Raw genomic sequence first — 15,850 nt, 5'->3', positions numbered from 1 at the left:
GTCCCCGGGGCGCGCGGGGGGGGGTCGGGGGGGGGGCGGGGGGTGGATGTGTGTTGCTCCCCCCGGCGGACGGGGGGTGGGGGGGGCCGCGGACAACGGGGGGGGGGGGGGTTACCACCCCCCCCCCCCACCCCGCTCACGGTCGTACGGTCAGACGGCGAGCGCCTGGGCCCGGCGCTTCACCTCCGTACCGCGATTCTCACTCAGGGCCTGCGCGGGTGTTCCGGGCAGGCTGGGGTCGGGGGTGAAGAGCCATTCCAGCATCTCTTCGTCCTTGTAGCCGTCGTCCCTCAGGAGTGTCAGGGTCCCTGCGAGACCCTTGACCACCTTGTCGCCGTCGATGAAGGCGGCAGGCACCTGGAGCGCGCGGTTCCCACCACGTCGTACGGCGATCAGCTGGCCGTCCTTGACCAGCTGGCGTACACGCGTCACCTCGACATCGAGCATTTCCGCGATGTCGGGAAGGTGGAGCCATGCGGGGACGAGAGCATCGATCTTTGCGTCAATCTCGGTCACAGGGACAAGCGTGCCATCCCGGACCGACAGCCGGTAGCCGGGCCGACCGTACGGGGGCGCGCCGCGTCCCGGAGCGTCGCCGGTCCCGGTGGCGCGAGCAGGTTCCTAGAGTGTCGCCGACTTCAGCGGCACGGAGGGGTCCGCGGCGCGTTCCGGATCGATACGTGCCCCGGCCTCGACGAGTCTGCGCCCCTGGGCGAGGTCGCGCGGTCTGCCGACGGCCAGCACCGCGACCAGGACGCCCTCCCGCAGCCAGCAGACCGTCCAGGACGCCTCGGCGGGGTCGCCCCGCCAGAGCAGTGTGTCGGTACCCCGGTGGTGTCCGGCGTACTGCACGAAGCGGCCGAACTGCTCCGACCAGAAGTAGGGCACCGGGTCGTACGCCCGCGGCCGGCCGTCGGCCACGGCGGCGGCGACCGTCCGGGGACCCTGGAGGGCGTTGTCCCAGTGGTGGACGAGCAGCCGCTCGCCGTAGCGGGCGGAGGGGAAGGAGGCGCAGTCGCCCACGGCGTACACGTCGGGCAGCGAGGTGCGCAGGGAGCCGTCGGCGGTGACCGAGCCGTCCGGGCCCAGCGCGATGCCGGAGCCCGCCAGCCAGCCGGTGGCCGGCCGGGCACCGATGCCCACGACCACCGCACCGGCGGGGAGCACGCGGCCGTCCGTCAGGTGGACCGCGCCCGGTTCGACGCGGGCGACCCGGGCGCCGGTGAGGAGCTCGGCTCCGCTCCCGGCGTACCAGGTGGCCATCGGGGCGGCGACCTCGGCGGGCAGGGTGCCCGCGAGGGGGCGCCCGGCGGCTTCGACGACGGTGACCGCGCAGCCGGCCGCGCGGGCCGCGGTGGTGAACTCGGCACCGATCCAGCCGGCTCCGACGACCACGATGTCGTGCTGCCTCTCCAGGACGGGCCGCAGTCGTTCGGCGTCGTCCAGGGTGCGCAGCAGATGGACGCCGGGGACGCCCTCCGAGCCGGGCAGGGCGACGGGTTCGGCCCCCGTGGCGAGGACCAGGACGTCGTACGGGACGGGCCCGTCCGGGGTGTCCAGCTCGTGCGCGCCGGCGCGCAGGCCGGTCACGCCGAGGCCCAGGCGCAGGGTGATGTCCAGCGCCTCGAAGTCGACGTCGAAGGCGGAGCCCTCCGCGTTGCCGAGCAGGACCGCCTTGGACAGCGGCGGCCGGTCGTACGGCTGGTGCGGCTCGGCGCCGATCAGGGTGACGGGGCCCGTGAAGCCCTGTTCCCGCAGGGCCACGGCCGTCTGTACGCCGGCCATTCCCGCGCCGACGATCACCACACGGCGTGGCCGCTCCCGCACTGTCAGGTCCCGCGTCTGCTCGCTCACCCGCCCACCCTAATCATCTGACAGACCGTCAGGCGGGGAGCTCCTCCACCACGCTCGTCCCGCTGCCCTGCTGGGACTCCCACTCCCACCGCTCGTCCAGCCGCACCCGTCCGTCGGGGAGCTCCGTGACGACCGAGGCGCAGTGCCCGGCGGAGGTCGTCCCGTCCCGCTTCAGCTGGACGTAACGGAAGTCCAGCGTGTCCGCGTCCCGGGTGCCGACGAGGTGGCCGCGGACGACGTCACCGCCCGCGTACTCGGCCCAGATCCGCCCCTCCCGCTCGTGGTACGTGAACCGGGTGCGGGTGCCGACCTGGCCGGGGGCCTGGTCGGCGACGGGTGCGAGGACGAGTCCGTCGAGTGAGCGGGCCACGGTGGATGCTCCCTTACTGGCCATGGGCGGCGGGGTCTAGGCTGGCCACCGTAAGGCACTCGCGGGAGCCCGGACGCACCGGGCTGAGAGGGAGGCTGACCGGCCTCCGACCGTACGAACCTGATCCGGGTCATGCCGGCGAAGGGAGGGGATGGACGCCCATGCGCATCCGCGGGAACACCTCCGACGTCCTGGTCGTCGGGGGCGGGATCATCGGTCTGGTCACCGCCTGGCGGTCGGCCCAGCACGGCCTGTCCACGACGGTGGTCGATCCCGAGCCCGGCGGCGGGGCCGCCGGGGTCGCGGCCGGGATGCTGGCCGCCGTCACCGAACTGCACTACGGCGAGCAGATGCTGCTCGGTCTCAACGTCGCCTCCGCCGCGCGCTATCCGGCGTTCGTGGCGGAGCTGGAGGAGGCGGCCGGCCGGGGGACCGGCTTCCGCGCCTGCGGCACGCTGGCGGTCGCGCTGGACTCCGACGACCGCGCCCATCTGCGGGAGCTGCACGCGCTGCAACAGCGTTCGGGGCTGGAGTCGGAGTGGCTCAGCGGCCGTGAGTGCCGCCGCCTGGAACCGATGCTCGCCCCGGGGGTACGCGGCGGGCTGCGGGTCGACGGCGACCACCAGGTGGATCCCCGGCGGCTGGCCTCGGCCCTGGTCACCGCGTGCGAGCGGGCCGGGGTGGTCTTCCACCGGGCCTGGGCACGGCGGCTCTCCGTCACGGGCGGCCGGGCGACGGGCCTCGTCCTGACCGACGGCACGGAGGCCGCCGCCGGTCAGGTCGTCCTGGCCGGCGGCAGCCTGAGCGGCCGGCTCGAAGGACTGCCCGAGGAGGTCGTACCACCGGTCCGCCCGGTGAAGGGGCAGGTGCTGCGGCTGACCGTGCCGCCCGCGTACGCCCCCTTCCTCAGCCGGACCGTGCGGGCCGTGGTGCGCGGCAGCCACGTCTATCTCGTGCCCCGCGCCGACGGCGAGCTGGTCGTGGGTGCCACCAGTGAGGAGATGGGCTGGGACACCACGGTCACCGCGGGCGGGGTCTACGAACTCCTGCGTGACGCCCACGAGCTGGTGCCGGGCATCACCGAACTGCCGTTGACGGAGACCCGGGCCGGACTGCGCCCCGCGTCGCCGGACAACGCCCCGCTGCTGGGCCCGACCGCGCTGCCCGGCCTGCACCTCGCCACCGGACACCACCGCAACGGGGTGCTGCTGACACCCGTCACCGGCGATGCGATGGCCCAGGTGCTGACCACCGGCGAACTGCCCGAGGTGGCCCGCCCCTTCACGCCCGACCGCTTCGGCCCGTCCCGCGAAGCCCTCTCCCCCGCGCCCCAGGAGCAGCCCGCATGACAGAGCCCGTGCCCACCGCCGCGCCCGCCACGGCGTCCGAGCCGCTGTCCGTTCCCGTGTCCGTGCCGGATCGCGATTCGGCGTCCGTGCCGGTGTCCGGTCCGGCGTCCGTTTCCGTCAACGGGGAGCGCCGCGACGTGCCCGCCGGGACCCGGCTGGACGCCCTGGTCGCGACTTTGACCGCAGCGCACTCGGGGGTCGCGGCGGCGGTCAACGAGGCCGTGGTCCCGCGCGGCCGGTGGTCCGCCACCGTGCTCGCCGAGGGCGACCGTGTCGAGGTCCTCACCGCTGTCCAGGGAGGCTGACCGTGTCCGACGACCTCTTCACCCTCGGCTCCACCGTCTTCTCCTCCCGGCTGATCATGGGAACGGGCGGGGCGCCGAGCCTCGACGTGCTGGAGCGTTCCCTGATCGCGTCGGGTACCGAACTGACCACCGTGGCGATGCGCCGGCTCGACCCGACCGTGCGGGGCTCGGTGCTCTCCGTCCTGGAACGGCTCTCCGTCCGTGTCCTGCCGAACACCGCGGGCTGCTTCACCGCGGGCGAGGCCGTGCTGACCGCCCGGCTGGCCCGGGATGCGCTGGGCACCGACTGGATCAAGCTGGAGGTCGTGGCGGACGAGCGGACCCTGCTGCCCGATCCGATCGAGCTGCTGGACGCCGCCGAGGTCCTGGTGGACGACGGGTTCACCGTCCTGCCGTACACCAACGACGACCCGGTCCTGGCCCGGAAGCTCCAGGACGTGGGGTGCGCGGCGGTCATGCCGCTCGGCTCCCCCATCGGTTCCGGGCTGGGCATCCGCAACCCGCACAACTTCCAGCTGATCGTCGAGCAGGCCGCGGTTCCGGTGATCCTGGACGCCGGTGCCGGGACGGCCTCGGACGCGGCGCTGGCGATGGAGCTGGGCTGCGACGCCGTGATGCTCGCCTCGGCGGTGACCCGGGCCCAGGAGCCGGAGCTGATGGCCGCGGCGATGCGGCACGCGGTGGAAGGCGGGCGCCTGGCGTACCGGGCGGGCCGGATCCCGCGGCGCCACTTCGCCGAGGCGTCCTCGCCGGCCGGGGGCCGGGCGGTGCTGGATCCGGAGCGCCCGGCCTTCTGACCTGCGTGTCCGGGTGACCGCGCCGCGTCACGACTCACGCGTGTCCCTGTCACGGCTCGGCTCCAGTACGGCCCCGGGGCACCCGGGGCCGTCCGCCGTGTCCGTGGCGGCTCGTAGACTCGCCCCGTGGACACGACCCTCCAGGACCCCCTCGTCGGGCAGCTGCTCGACGGCCGCTACCGCATCGATGCGCGCATCGCCGTCGGCGGAATGGCCACGGTCTACCGGGCCCTGGACACCCGGCTGGACCGGGTGCTCGCCCTCAAGGTGATGCACCCCGCGCTGGCGACGGACGCGGTGTTCGTCGAGCGCTTCATCCGTGAGGCCAAGTCCGTGGCCCGGCTCGCGCACCCCAACGTGGTGGCGGTCTTCGACCAGGGCGCCCAGGGGGCGTACGTCTACCTGGCGATGGAGTACGTCGCGGGGTGCACGCTGCGCGACGTGCTGCGCGAGCGCGGGGCCCTGCAGCCCCGGGCCGCGCTGGACATCCTGGAGCCGGTCCTGGCCGCGCTCGGCGCCGCGCACCGGGCGGGTTTCGTGCACCGCGACATGAAGCCGGAGAACGTCCTGATAGGGGACGACGGCCGGGTGAAGGTCGCCGACTTCGGCCTGGTCCGGGCGGTGGGCACGGTCACGGACACCACCGGTTCGCTGCTGGGGACGGTGTCCTACCTCGCCCCCGAACAGATCGAGCACGGCACGGCCGACACCCGCTCCGACGTGTACGCCTGCGGTGTCGTCCTGTACGAGATGCTGACGGGCGGCAAGCCGCACACCGGTGGCACCGCCGCCCAGGTCATCTACCAGCACCTCAACGAGGACGTGCCGGCCCCGTCCGGTGCCGTTCCCGGCCTGCCGGCCGCACTGGACGCCCTGGTGGCGGTCGCCACGGCCCGCGGCCCCGAGGGCCGGCCCGAGGACGCGGTGGCCCTGCTGGCCAGGTCGCGCGAGGTGCGGGCGGCCCTCACCGAGGAGCAGCTGGACGCGGTGCCCCCGCAGGCCCGCGCGGAGACGCACGACGCCGCCGAGGACCGTACGAGCGTGATCCCGCGGGTGATCCCTGCCGGTCAGGGCACCGCGCACCACACGAGCCGGCTGGAGATGCCGCCCCTGCCGCCGGAGTCGCGGCGCGGCGGGCCCGGACGCTTCGCGGCGGTGCCCCGGCGCGGGTTGTTCGCCGCGCTCGTCGGCCTCCTGCTGGTGCTCGGGGTCGGCGCGGGTGTCTGGTACATCAACGCGGGACAGTTCACCCACGTCCCGTCCCTGCTGGGCCAGACCCAGAACGCGGCGGAGGGGCGCCTCTCGGACGCCGGACTCGACCTCAAGGGCGTCGAGCGCGCCTACAGCGACACGGTGAAGCGCGGCACGGTGATCAGCAGCGACCCCGGATCGGGCGAGCGGATCCGGGGCAACGACGCGGTGAAGCTGGTGGTGTCGCGCGGTCCTGAGATCGTGAAGGTGCCCGACGTCGAGGGTCTTTCCGTCCCCGACGCCCGGCGTGCGCTGAAGGAGGCGGGCCTGGAGCAGGGCATGGTGACCCGGGAGTTCGACGAGGAGGTCGTACGGGGGGACGTGATCCGTACGGATCCCGCCGTCGACACGGAGCGGCACGCCGGATCCGCGGTCGCGCTGGTCGTCAGCAAGGGCAGCCCGGTCGACGTCCCCGACGTCACGGGGCTCAACGCCGAGGACGCCACCGCCGCGCTGGACGAGGCGGGTCTCAAGGCGAAGGTGCTGCCCGGCCGGGTCGATTCGCCCGAGGTCGCGGGCGATGTCGCCGAGCAGTCGCCCGGCAGCGACCAGGAGGCGGCCGAGGGCGACACCGTCGAGCTCACGCTCTCCAGGGGGCCGAGGATGCTCGCCGTCCCCGACGTGACCGGGCAGGACGTCGACGCGGCCCGCGGCACACTGGAGGAGGCGGGCTTCGAGGTCGAAGTGGACCGGCCGTTCCTCTCCTTCGGCGACACGATCGCGAGCCAGTCGGTCAAGGGCGGTCAGAAGGCCGCCGAGGGCTCCACGATCACGATCAGAACCAAGGGTCTCTAGAACACATGCGCAATCCTGTGGGCGGACACGTCCCGGTGGCCGGCGGACTCGCCAAGGTCGGCCTCGACTACGCGCGGGAGCTCGCGGCGGAGGCCGTGCAGGTCTTCGTCGCCAATCCGCGCGGCTGGGCGACCCCGCCCGGCAATCCGGCGCAGGACGACCTGTTCCGCGCACAGTGCGCGGCGTCGGGGATCCAGGCGTACGTCCACGCGCCGTACCTGATCAATTTCGGCTCGCACACCGAGGCGACCGTGGAGAGGTCCGTCGACTCGCTGCGGCACTCGCTGCGCCGGGCCAGGGCGATCGGCGCCCTGGGGGTGGTGGTGCACACCGGGTCGGCGACCGGCGGCCGGCCGAGGGCCGAGGCCCTCGCGCAGGTGCGTACCCACATGAGGCCGCTGCTGGACGAGCTGACCCATGACGACGACCCCTTCCTGCTGCTGGAGTCGACCGCCGGACAGGGCTTCTCGCTCTGTTCACGGACCTGGGACTTCGGCCCGTACTTCGAGGCCCTGGACTCCCATCCCAAGCTGGGTGTCTGCCTGGACACCTGCCACGTCTACGCGGCCGGTCACGACCTGACGGGTCCGGCCGGCATGCGGCAGACCCTGGACCTGCTGGTGGGGACGGTCGGCCGGGGCCGGTTGAAGCTGATCCACGCCAACGACTCCAAGGACGTGGTGGGGGCGCACAAGGACCGGCACGAGAACATCGGCGCCGGTCACATCGGCGCCGAGCCGTTCCGCGAGCTGTTCGCGCATCCCGCGACCGACGGGGTGCCGCTGATCATCGAGACGCCCGGCGGCAAGGAGGGGCACGCGGCGGACGTGGCGCGCCTGAAGGAGCTCCGGGGTGGCGCCGTACTTCGGTAACCCCGGACGGAATACCCTAGGGGGGTATGTGGTTTCGCATAGATGTCAGGAACCGCGCGATCCGGCCCTGGGGGTAGTCATGCGACACGACTCGCACCACGACACGCACGACGGAGCACCGCACGGCGGCACACACGACCACGCGCGCCACGGGGGCGGCGCCGCGAGCTGGGCCATGGCCGCCCGGGCCACCCTGCACTGCCTCACCGGCTGTGCGATCGGCGAGGTCCTGGGCATGGTGATCGGCACCGCACTCGGCTGGGGCAACACACAGACGATGGTGCTCGCGATCGTCCTGGCGTTCTTCTTCGGTTACGCGCTGACGCTGCGCGGCATCCTGGGATCCGGGGTCGGCCTCCGTGCGGCCGTCCGGGTGGCCCTGGCCGCCGACACCCTGTCCATCGCCGTGATGGAACTGATCGACAACGGCGTGATCGCCCTGTGGCCCGGTGCGATGGACGCCCACCTGTCGGACGTGAGGTTCTGGGCGGTGCTGGCCATCGCGCTGGTTGCCGCGTTCGTCGTCACGACACCGGTGAACAAGTGGATGATCGGCCGCGGCAAGGGCCACGCCGTGGTGCACGCCTACCACCACTGAGGCGGTCGGCGCTCCGGGATCAGAGCTCGGGGCCGTCCCCCGGCTCCTCCTGGTAGGAGTAGCGCTGCTCGCTCCACGGGTCGCCGATGTTGTGGTAGCCGCGCTCCTCCCAGAAGCCACGGCGGTCGGCCGTCATGTACTCGATGCCGCGGACCCACTTCGGGCCCTTCCAGGCGTACAGGTGCGGGACGACGAGCCGCAGCGGGAATCCGTGTTCCGCGGTGAGGAGTTCACCGTCCTTGTGGGTGGCGAAGAGCGTCCCGTCCGAGGTGAAGTCGGCCAGTCGCAGATTCGAGCTGAATCCGTATTCGGCCCAGACCATCACATGGGTGACATGGGGCGCGGGCGGTGCGAGTTCCACGACCGCGCGGGCCTGGATTCCGCCCCATTCGGCTCCGAGCATGCTGAATTTCGTCACGCAGTGGAGATCGGCGACAACGGACGAGAACGGCAGTGCCGAGAATTCCTGATGATTCCAGCAGCGCTTCTCACCGTCGGCCGTGGCCCCGAAGACCCGGAACTCCCAGCGGTCGGGTTTGAACTTGGGCACCGGCCCGTAATGGGTGACCGGCCAGCCTCGCTGCAGTCGCTGACCCGGCGGCAGCCCGGACTGCTCTGCTGTGCCGCGTTCCCGGCTTTCCGGCTGACCCATGCCTCCATGGTGACAGACAGGCAGGGGTGGTCATGACCAGGGGAGAGTCGATTCGGGCAACTCATACTAAGCGTGCACTTACTGGACGGCCGCCGGGTGCGATGCGAGGATGCGGCGCAAACATGCCCAGTTCACCGGTTGGAAGGAGCCTCTGCGATGCAGGGCGACCCCGAGGTCCTCGAGTTCCTGAACGAACAGCTGACCGCCGAATTGACTGCCATCAATCAGTACTTCCTGCACGCGAAGATGCAGGAGAACTTCGGCTGGACGAAGCTCGCCAAGTACACCCGGGCCGAGTCGTTCGACGAGATGAAGCACGCCGAGATCCTCACCGACCGGATTCTCTTCCTGGACGGGCTGCCCAACTATCAGCGGCTCTTCCATGTGCGGGTCGGCCAGACGGTCACCGAGATGTTCCAGGCCGACCGTCAGGTCGAGGTGGAGGCGATCGACCGTCTCAAGCGGGGCATCGAGGTGATGCGCGGCAAGGGCGACATCACGTCGGCGAACATCTTCGAATCCATCCTGGAGGACGAGGAGCACCACATCGACTACCTCGACACCCAGCTGGAGCTGGTCGAGAAGCTCGGGGAGCCGCTCTACATCGCGCAGCTGATCGAGCAGCCGGAGAGCTGATCCGGCCGGGGCCGCGGTCCCGGGCCGAAGGGTCGCTCAGGCGGCGTCGGAGAGCCGGACGTCCGGCGTGGTACCGAAGAGGGCGGGCGCACCGGACGGGGCGCCCGTCGGCTCCGTACGGCCTTCCAGGAGCTCGCGGCGCAGGTCGCCGCGGCCTAGGAGCGCCTGGATCCGGCGGACGCAGCCGCCGCAGTCCGTGCCGGCCTTGCACGCGGAGGCGATCTGGCGGGGCGTGCACGCACCGTCGTCCGCATGCTGCTTGACCTGCTGCTCGGTGATGCCGAAGCAGGAGCAGACGTACATGCGGTTCACCTCCCGGCGGGGTCGATCACGGCGCCGTCCCCGACTTCTCGGTGAGGCTAACCTAACCTTACCCGTCACCACCGGTGCGTAAAAGCCCCGGGAACGCCTGTGGGGCACGGATCACATGGATCCGTGCCCCACAGGCGTCGTCGCGGGCGGTGCCTACTGGTCGCGGTACATCTCGGCGACCAGGAACGCCAGGTCGAGGGACTGGCTGCGGTTGAGGCGCGGGTCGCAGGCCGTCTCGTAGCGCTGGTGCAGGTCGTCCACGAAGATCTCGTGGCCGCCGCCCACGCACTCGGTGACGTCGTCACCGGTGAGCTCGACGTGGATGCCGCCCGGGTGCGTACCGAGGCCCTTGTGCACCTCGAAGAAGCCCTTGACCTCGTCCAGGACGTCGTCGAAACGGCGCGTCTTGTGGCCGGACGCGGCCTCGAAGGTGTTGCCGTGCATCGGGTCGGTCACCCACACCACGGTGGCGCCGGAGGCGGTGACCTTCTCGACCAGCTCGGGGAGCTTGTCGCGGACCTTGTCGGCACCCATGCGCACGATGAAGGTCAGCCGGCCCGGCTCGCGCTCGGGGTCGAGGCGGTCGATGTAGCCGAGCGCCTCGTCGACGGTGGTCGTCGGGCCGAGCTTGATGCCGATGGGGTTGCGGACCTTCGAGGCGAACTCGATGTGCGCGCCGTCCATCTGCCGGGTGCGCTCGCCGATCCAGACCATGTGGGCCGACGTGTCGTACAGCCGGCCGGTGCGCGAGTCGGTGCGGGTGAGCGACGACTCGTAGTCCAGCAGCAGCGCCTCGTGCGAGGCGTAGAACTCGACCGCCTTGAATTCGGCCGGGTCCGTGCCGCACGCCTTCATGAAGTTCAGCGCGTTGTCGATCTCACGGGCCAGGGCCTCGTAACGCTGGCCGGAGGGCGAGGACTTCACGAAGTCCTGGTTCCAGGCGTGCACCTGGCGCAGGTCGGCGTAGCCACCGGTGGTGAAGGCGCGGACCAGGTTCAGCGTGGAGGCGGACGCGTGGTACATCCGCTTCAGCCGCTCGGGGTCCGGGATGCGGTCTTCCTCGGTGAAGGCGAAGCCGTTCACCGAGTCGCCGCGGTAGGTCGGCAGGGTCACGCCGTCGCGGGTCTCGGTCGACTTGGAGCGCGGCTTGGAGTACTGCCCCGCGATCCGGCCGATCTTGACGACGGGCACGGAGGCCGCGTACGTGAGGACGGCGCTCATCTGGAGCAGGGTCTTCAGCTTGGCCCGGATGTGCTCGGCCGACACGGCGTCGAAGGCCTCGGCGCAGTCACCGCCCTGCAGCAGGAACGCCTCGCCCTTGGCGACGGCTCCCAGGCGGGCACGCAGCTGGTCGCACTCGCCGGCGAAGACGAGCGGAGGATACGACTCGAGGTCCGCGAGCACATCGCGCAGAGCCTCGGCATCGGGGTACTCGGGCTGCTGCGCCGCGGGAAGGTCTCGCCAGGTGTTGCCACCGGCGACGGAGGTATTGGCGTTCACGGTCACGCCCACAACATTACGGGGTCGGCGACCCCGTTCCGCCGCGCGCTCAACCACTGAGACACACGCTCGTTCGTACGGTGCGTCCGCTAGGGTTCGGGACATGTTCGCGCAGACGACCCAGAACTGGTGGTGGACCGCTCATCCGGCGGCCCGCTGACTCATCGCGCGTACAGACTTCGCGAAGGCCGCCCGAGGGGCGGCCTTCTCTGCGTTTCGGAGCCGGGAGCCGTTCCTCCATCCGGAAGGAACGCCCATGCCCGACCGTGCCGAGCACGTCCCCGTCACCGACCTCCTCCAGCGACTGCTCCGGGACGACTGCCCGCCCTTCGCGCTGCTCCGCAGGCGCACACCGGGCCGGGACCACGACACCGTCGAGGTCCTGATCGGCGGGGTGCGTGAGGTGGACCGCCTCGCCGGGATCCCGGTGGGCGAGCGGCCCGCCCTGGCCCTGGTGCCCTTCCGGCAGATCGCCGAGCGCGGTTTCGACGTGCGCGACGACGGGACCCCGCTGGCCGTGCTGACCGCCGACGAGTCCTACGAGCTGCCGCTGGACGAGGTCCTCGCGCGGCTGCCCTCCCATGGGGTGCGGGTCGAGAACGGCGCCTTCGACGTCCCGGACGAGGAGTACGCGGACGTCGTCCGGCGGGTCGTCCAGGACGAGATCGGGCGCGGCGAGGGCGCCAACTTCGTGATCCGGCGGACCTTCGGGGGCGAGATCCCCGGGTTCGGCAGAGCCGACGCGCTGGCGCTGTTCCGGCGGCTGCTCGCCGGTGAGCGCGGGGCGTACTGGACGTTCGTCGTCCACACCCCGGACCGGACGCTGGTCGGCGCCAGCCCGGAGGTCCATGTGCGGATGTCCGGCGGGACGGTCGTGATGAATCCGATCAGCGGGACGTACCGCTACCCGGCCGGCGGGCCGACCGCCGAGGGCCTGCTGGCCTTCCTCGGCGACCGCAAGGAGACCGAGGAGCTCTCCATGGTGGTCGACGAGGAGCTCAAGATGATGTGCACGGTCGGCGACATGGGCGGCGTGGTGGTCGGCCCCCGCCTGAAGGAGATGGCGCACCTCGCCCACACCGAGTACGAACTGCGCGGGCGTTCGTCACTGGATGTGCGCGAGGTCCTGAAGGAGACCATGTTCGCGGCGACGGTCACCGGCTCCCCCGTGCAGAACGCCTGCCGGGTGATCGAGCGGTACGAGCCCGGGGGCCGCGGCTACTACGCGGGCGCCCTGGCCCTGCTGCGCCGGGAGCCGGACGGTACGCAGACGCTGGACTCGCCGATCCTGATCCGCACCGCCGACATTTCGGCCGACGGCCGGCTGCGGGTGCCGGTCGGGGCGACGCTGGTGCGCCACTCCGACCCGGCGGGCGAGGTCGCCGAGACCCACGCCAAGGCCGCCGGGGTGCTGGCGGCGCTGGGCGTCCGGCCGGGCCGGCCGGAGGCGGAGGCGGACCGTCCGCGGCTGGCCGCCGATCCGCGGGTGCGGGCCGCCCTGGACGACCGGCGGGGCGGACTCGCCCCGTTCTGGCTGCGGATGCAGGAGCGCACGCGGGAACTGACCGGCCATGCGCTGGTGGTGGACGGCGAGGACACCTTCACCGCGATGCTGGCGCACCTGCTGCGCTCCTCGGGGCTGACGGTGTCGGTGCGCGGGTACGGCGATCCGGGGCTGCGGGAGGCGGTGCGGGCGCACGAGGGGCCCGTCGTGCTGGGTCCGGGGCCGGGTGATCCGGGGGACGCGTCCGATCCGAGGATGCGGCTGCTGCGCGGGCTGACCGCCGAGCTGGTGCGGGACCACCGGCACGGTCTGCTGGGCGTCTGCCTGGGCCACGAGCTGATCGCGGCGGAGCTGGGCCTGGAGATCGTACGCAAGGCCGTGCCGTACCAGGGGGCGCAGACCCGGATCGAGCTGTTCGGCCGCCCGGAGACCGTGGGCTTCTACAACAGCTTCACCGCGCGGTGCGACGAGGCGGCGGCGGCCGAGCTGGGGGCCCATGGCATCGAGGTGAGCCGGGACCCGGCCTCCGGGGAGCTGCACGCGCTGCGGGGGCGGGGCTTCGCGTCGGTCCAGTTCCACCCGGAGTCGGTGCTGACGCTGCGGGGTGCCACGATCGTCACCGAGCTGCTGGCGGCGCTGCCGGTGCCCGGCTGAGGTCCCTGTCCCGTGGGGGCCCCGGAGTGACGGGGCCCTTACGGGGTGGCCGGGAGCGCGGGGACGAGGACGTTCTCGCTGCGTCGGCCCGCGAGGTAGTCGGCGACGTTGCGGACGGTCGCGTCGATGATCTGGCCCACGGCGTCGGTCGTGTAGTACGCCTGGTGCGAGGTCACGATGACGTTCGGGAAGGTGACGAGCCTGGCCAGGGTGTCGTCGTCGATGCCCTCCAGGGACCTGTCGACGTAGAAGAGTCCCGCCTCCGCCTCGTACACGTCGAGTCCGACACCGGTGAAGCGCCCGGCCCTCAGCTCGGCGACGAGCGCGGTGGAGTCGATGAGACCGCCGCGGCTGGAGTTGACCAGGATCGCGTCGTCCTTCATCACGCACAGGGCGTCCTTGCCGATGATGTGCTGGGTGGCGGGCAGCAGCGGCACATGGAGGCTGATCAGGTCGGCCTCGGCGAAGAGCCGCTCCTTGTCGACGTACGTCATGCCGAGCTCGGTGCAGGCCGGGTTCTCGGCGACGTCCCAGCCCAGCAGGTTCATGCCGAAGCCGTGGGCGATCCGGGTGAACGCCTCGCCGATCTTGCCGGTGCCGACCACTCCGGCCGTGCGGCCGTGCATGTCCCGGCCGAGGAGTCCGTCGAGGCGGAAGTCGAAGTCCCGGGTGCGGCTCACCGCGCGGACGATGCGGCGGTTGACGGCCATGGCCAGGGTCCAGGCGAATTCGGCGACAGAGTGCGGCGAGTAGTACGAGACCCGGGCGACCTGGAGGGCGAGCCGCTCGGCGACGTCGAGGTCGATGTTGTTGAAGCCCGTGGAGCGCTGGGCGATCATCTGCGTGCCGCCCGCCGCGAGGGTCTGCAGGACCGAGCTGCCGAGGTCGGCGTTGACGCTGGTGGAGATGATCTCGTACCCGGCCGCGATCGGGGCGGTGTCCTTCGTGAGGAAGACGTCCAGGCAGCGCACGTCGTGCTGCCCGGCGAAGGCCTTCTCGATCAGCGGCTTCTCGTCCGACTGCACACCGAATGCGAGGATTTCCACGAAGTCTCCCGGGGTGGGGGTACGGACCCTGGCGAATATACGGCCCGCGCCCCCCGAGTGCCGCTCGGCCGGGGAGGACCCCGGCCGCGGTCCGCCCCGCCGGGCTGTCAGACGTCGTCGAGGCCGGCCTCGATCGCGTACCGGACGAGCTCCACGCGGTTGTGCAGCTGGAGCTTGCCCAGGGTGTTCTGGACGTGGTTCTGCACGGTCCGGTGCGAGATGACCAGGCGCTCGGCGATCTGCTTGTACGAGAGTCCCTTGGCGACCAGCCGCAGCACCTCGGTCTCGCGGTCGGTGAGCTGCGGGGCCTTCGGTTCGTTCGAGGCGGCCGGGGCGGGGTCGGAGGCGAGCCTGCGGTACTCGCCGAGGACCAGTCCGGCGAGGCCCGGGGTGAAGACCGGGTCGCCGGCCGCGGTGGCGCGCACGGCGTCGGTCAGTTCCTTGGTGCTGGCCGACTTGAGCAGATAGCCGGTGGCGCCGGACTTCACCGCCTCCAGCACGTCGGCGTGCTCACCGCTGGCGGAGAGCACCAGGACACGCAGCCCGGGGCGCGACCCGACGAGTTCCTTGCAGACCTGGGCGCCGGGCATGCCGGGCAGGTTGAGGTCGAGCACCAGGACGTCGGGGTCCACGGCCCCGGCCCGGCGCACGGCCTGCGGGCCGTCCCCGGCGGTCGCGACGACGTCGAAACCGGCCTCGGCCAGATCGCGGGCCACCGCGTCGCGCCACATCGGATGGTCGTCGACGACCATGACCTTGATGGGCCGCGCCTCGGACGCCTGGGTGTTCGGTGTGCTCATCGGACCGATCCTGCCTTCCCCCGTGAAACCTTCGGAACCTTCAATTCGACCTCGGTGCCCTGGCCGGGTACCGAGATCAGCTCTGCCGTGCCGCCCAGATCGCGCAGCCGCCCGCGGATCGACAGGGCGACCCCGAGCCGCCCCTCCCCCTCCGCCTGGTCCAGCCGGCCCTCCGGGATGCCGGGCCCGTCGTCCCGGACCGTGACGATCACCTCGTCCGGCTCGTCCTCGACCAGGATCCAGGCCTGCGCGTCCGGCCCGGCGTGGACCCTCACATTGTCCAGGGCCGCGCTCACCGCGGCGGCGAGCTCACGCGCCGCCCCGGCGGCGAGCAGCACCGGGGCGCCGGGCTCGGCGAAGCTGACCCGGGAGCCGGCGTGCGGGGCGAGGAGGGCGCGCAGGTCGCAGTCGGTGGGCCCGGCCCCCGCCCGGGCCCCCCCCCCCCGGCGGGCCCCCCCGGCCGGGGTGGGCGGGCGGCCCCCCACCGCCCGCAGGGACCCGCGGTTCGGGCTTGGTCCGGGCTGTATACACGCGAGGTATACACAGCATGTAGAG

General features: G+C 72.2%; 18 protein-coding genes and 1 riboswitch. Of the genes, 9 read left to right on the top strand and 9 right to left on the bottom strand.

From position 1 onward, the window contains the following. Positions 1 to 150: 150 nt before the first annotated feature. The 3 genes from ACFWVP_RS31645 to ACFWVP_RS31635 all read right to left on the bottom strand — a co-directional run bounded on the left by ACFWVP_RS31645 (position 151) and on the right by ACFWVP_RS31635 (position 2,224). Positions 151 to 516 (bottom strand): Rv2175c family DNA-binding protein, encoded by a 366-nt coding sequence (locus ACFWVP_RS31645; RefSeq protein WP_384501414.1) that lies wholly within the window; start codon positions 514 to 516, stop codon positions 151 to 153. A gap of 105 nt (positions 517 to 621) precedes the next feature. After that, complete coding sequence (locus ACFWVP_RS31640; RefSeq protein ID WP_384501413.1) at positions 622 to 1,854, bottom strand: NAD(P)/FAD-dependent oxidoreductase; 1,233 nt, start codon at positions 1,852 to 1,854, stop codon at positions 622 to 624. Positions 1,855 to 1,882: 28 nt separating this feature from the next. Next, positions 1,883 to 2,224: a hypothetical protein gene (locus ACFWVP_RS31635; RefSeq protein ID WP_384501412.1), complete on the bottom strand. Its 342-nt coding sequence runs from the start codon at positions 2,222 to 2,224 to the stop codon at positions 1,883 to 1,885. Between the two features lie 51 nt (positions 2,225 to 2,275). Next, positions 2,276 to 2,388, top strand: a riboswitch (TPP riboswitch). Here ACFWVP_RS31635 and thiO point away from each other — a divergent pair. The 6 genes from thiO (at position 2,386) to ACFWVP_RS31605 (ending at position 8,191) form a co-directional block, all read left to right on the top strand. After that, on the top strand, positions 2,386 to 3,573 hold the full coding sequence (gene thiO, locus ACFWVP_RS31630; protein WP_384501411.1) for a glycine oxidase ThiO: 1,188 nt from the start codon (positions 2,386 to 2,388) through the stop codon (positions 3,571 to 3,573). (Overlaps the previous riboswitch by 3 nt.) Before the next feature lie 92 nt (positions 3,574 to 3,665). Then, on the top strand, positions 3,666 to 3,878 hold the full coding sequence (thiS, locus tag ACFWVP_RS31625; protein ID WP_384501421.1) for a sulfur carrier protein ThiS: 213 nt from the start codon (positions 3,666 to 3,668) through the stop codon (positions 3,876 to 3,878). Between the two features lie 2 nt (positions 3,879 to 3,880). Then, a complete protein-coding gene (locus tag ACFWVP_RS31620) occupies positions 3,881 to 4,675 on the top strand; it encodes a thiazole synthase (protein WP_384501410.1) in 795 nt (264 codons plus the stop codon). A gap of 126 nt (positions 4,676 to 4,801) precedes the next feature. After that, on the top strand, positions 4,802 to 6,721 hold the full coding sequence (pknB, locus tag ACFWVP_RS31615) for a Stk1 family PASTA domain-containing Ser/Thr kinase (RefSeq protein WP_384501409.1): 1,920 nt from the start codon (positions 4,802 to 4,804) through the stop codon (positions 6,719 to 6,721). A gap of 5 nt (positions 6,722 to 6,726) precedes the next feature. Next, a complete protein-coding gene (locus ACFWVP_RS31610) occupies positions 6,727 to 7,593 on the top strand; it encodes a deoxyribonuclease IV (RefSeq protein WP_384501408.1) in 867 nt (288 codons plus the stop codon). Between the two features lie 79 nt (positions 7,594 to 7,672). Next, positions 7,673 to 8,191: a DUF4396 domain-containing protein gene (locus tag ACFWVP_RS31605; RefSeq protein ID WP_384501407.1), complete on the top strand. Its 519-nt coding sequence runs from the start codon at positions 7,673 to 7,675 to the stop codon at positions 8,189 to 8,191. 19 nt (positions 8,192 to 8,210) lie between these two features. Here the strand turns inward: ACFWVP_RS31605 and ACFWVP_RS31600 are convergent, their stop codons facing one another. Then, positions 8,211 to 8,843 (bottom strand): sulfite oxidase-like oxidoreductase, encoded by a 633-nt coding sequence (locus ACFWVP_RS31600; protein ID WP_384501406.1) that lies wholly within the window; start codon positions 8,841 to 8,843, stop codon positions 8,211 to 8,213. Positions 8,844 to 8,999: 156 nt separating this feature from the next. Here ACFWVP_RS31600 and bfr point away from each other — a divergent pair, with 156 nt between their 5' ends. Continuing rightward, complete coding sequence (bfr, locus tag ACFWVP_RS31595; protein WP_003969666.1) at positions 9,000 to 9,479, top strand: bacterioferritin; 480 nt, start codon at positions 9,000 to 9,002, stop codon at positions 9,477 to 9,479. Between the two features lie 36 nt (positions 9,480 to 9,515). On the opposite strand, the gene ACFWVP_RS31590 is transcribed toward bfr, so the two are convergent. Both ACFWVP_RS31590 and ACFWVP_RS31585 read right to left on the bottom strand, forming a co-directional pair. Beyond that, positions 9,516 to 9,782 carry a bacterioferritin-associated ferredoxin gene (locus tag ACFWVP_RS31590; RefSeq protein WP_384501405.1) on the bottom strand — a complete coding sequence of 89 codons (267 nt, stop codon included), beginning with the start codon at positions 9,780 to 9,782 and terminating at the stop codon, positions 9,516 to 9,518. Positions 9,783 to 9,944: 162 nt separating this feature from the next. Further along, positions 9,945 to 11,291, bottom strand: a complete 1,347-nt coding sequence (locus ACFWVP_RS31585; RefSeq protein ID WP_384501420.1) for a class II 3-deoxy-7-phosphoheptulonate synthase — start codon at positions 11,289 to 11,291, stop codon at positions 9,945 to 9,947. Positions 11,292 to 11,394: 103 nt separating this feature from the next. On the opposite strand from ACFWVP_RS31585, the gene ACFWVP_RS31580 reads away from it, so the two are divergent. Then, positions 11,395 to 11,451, top strand: coding sequence for a trp operon leader peptide (locus tag ACFWVP_RS31580; RefSeq protein ID WP_124277238.1), 57 nt, complete (start codon positions 11,395 to 11,397; stop codon positions 11,449 to 11,451). 96 nt (positions 11,452 to 11,547) lie between these two features. Further along, complete coding sequence (locus ACFWVP_RS31575) at positions 11,548 to 13,449, top strand: anthranilate synthase family protein (protein ID WP_384501404.1); 1,902 nt, start codon at positions 11,548 to 11,550, stop codon at positions 13,447 to 13,449. A gap of 38 nt (positions 13,450 to 13,487) precedes the next feature. Here the strand turns inward: ACFWVP_RS31575 and ACFWVP_RS31570 are convergent, their stop codons facing one another. The 3 genes from ACFWVP_RS31570 to ACFWVP_RS31560 form a co-directional block, all read right to left on the bottom strand. Continuing rightward, positions 13,488 to 14,495: a 2-hydroxyacid dehydrogenase gene (locus ACFWVP_RS31570; RefSeq protein ID WP_384501403.1), complete on the bottom strand. Its 1,008-nt coding sequence runs from the start codon at positions 14,493 to 14,495 to the stop codon at positions 13,488 to 13,490. Positions 14,496 to 14,602: 107 nt separating this feature from the next. Next, on the bottom strand, positions 14,603 to 15,295 hold the full coding sequence (locus tag ACFWVP_RS31565) for a response regulator (protein WP_384501402.1): 693 nt from the start codon (positions 15,293 to 15,295) through the stop codon (positions 14,603 to 14,605). Then, on the bottom strand, positions 15,292 to 15,850 hold a 559-nt coding region (locus ACFWVP_RS31560; protein ID WP_384501401.1), incomplete at its 5' end, for a sensor histidine kinase. The genes ACFWVP_RS31560 and ACFWVP_RS31565, both read right to left, overlap by 4 nt.

The organism is Streptomyces sp. NPDC058637 (genome assembly GCF_042717325.1).
GTDB lineage: Bacteria > Actinomycetota > Actinomycetes > Streptomycetales > Streptomycetaceae > Streptomyces.
Note: the sequence above shows the minus strand (reverse complement) of the source record. Positions and strands in the feature narration are given on the sequence as shown.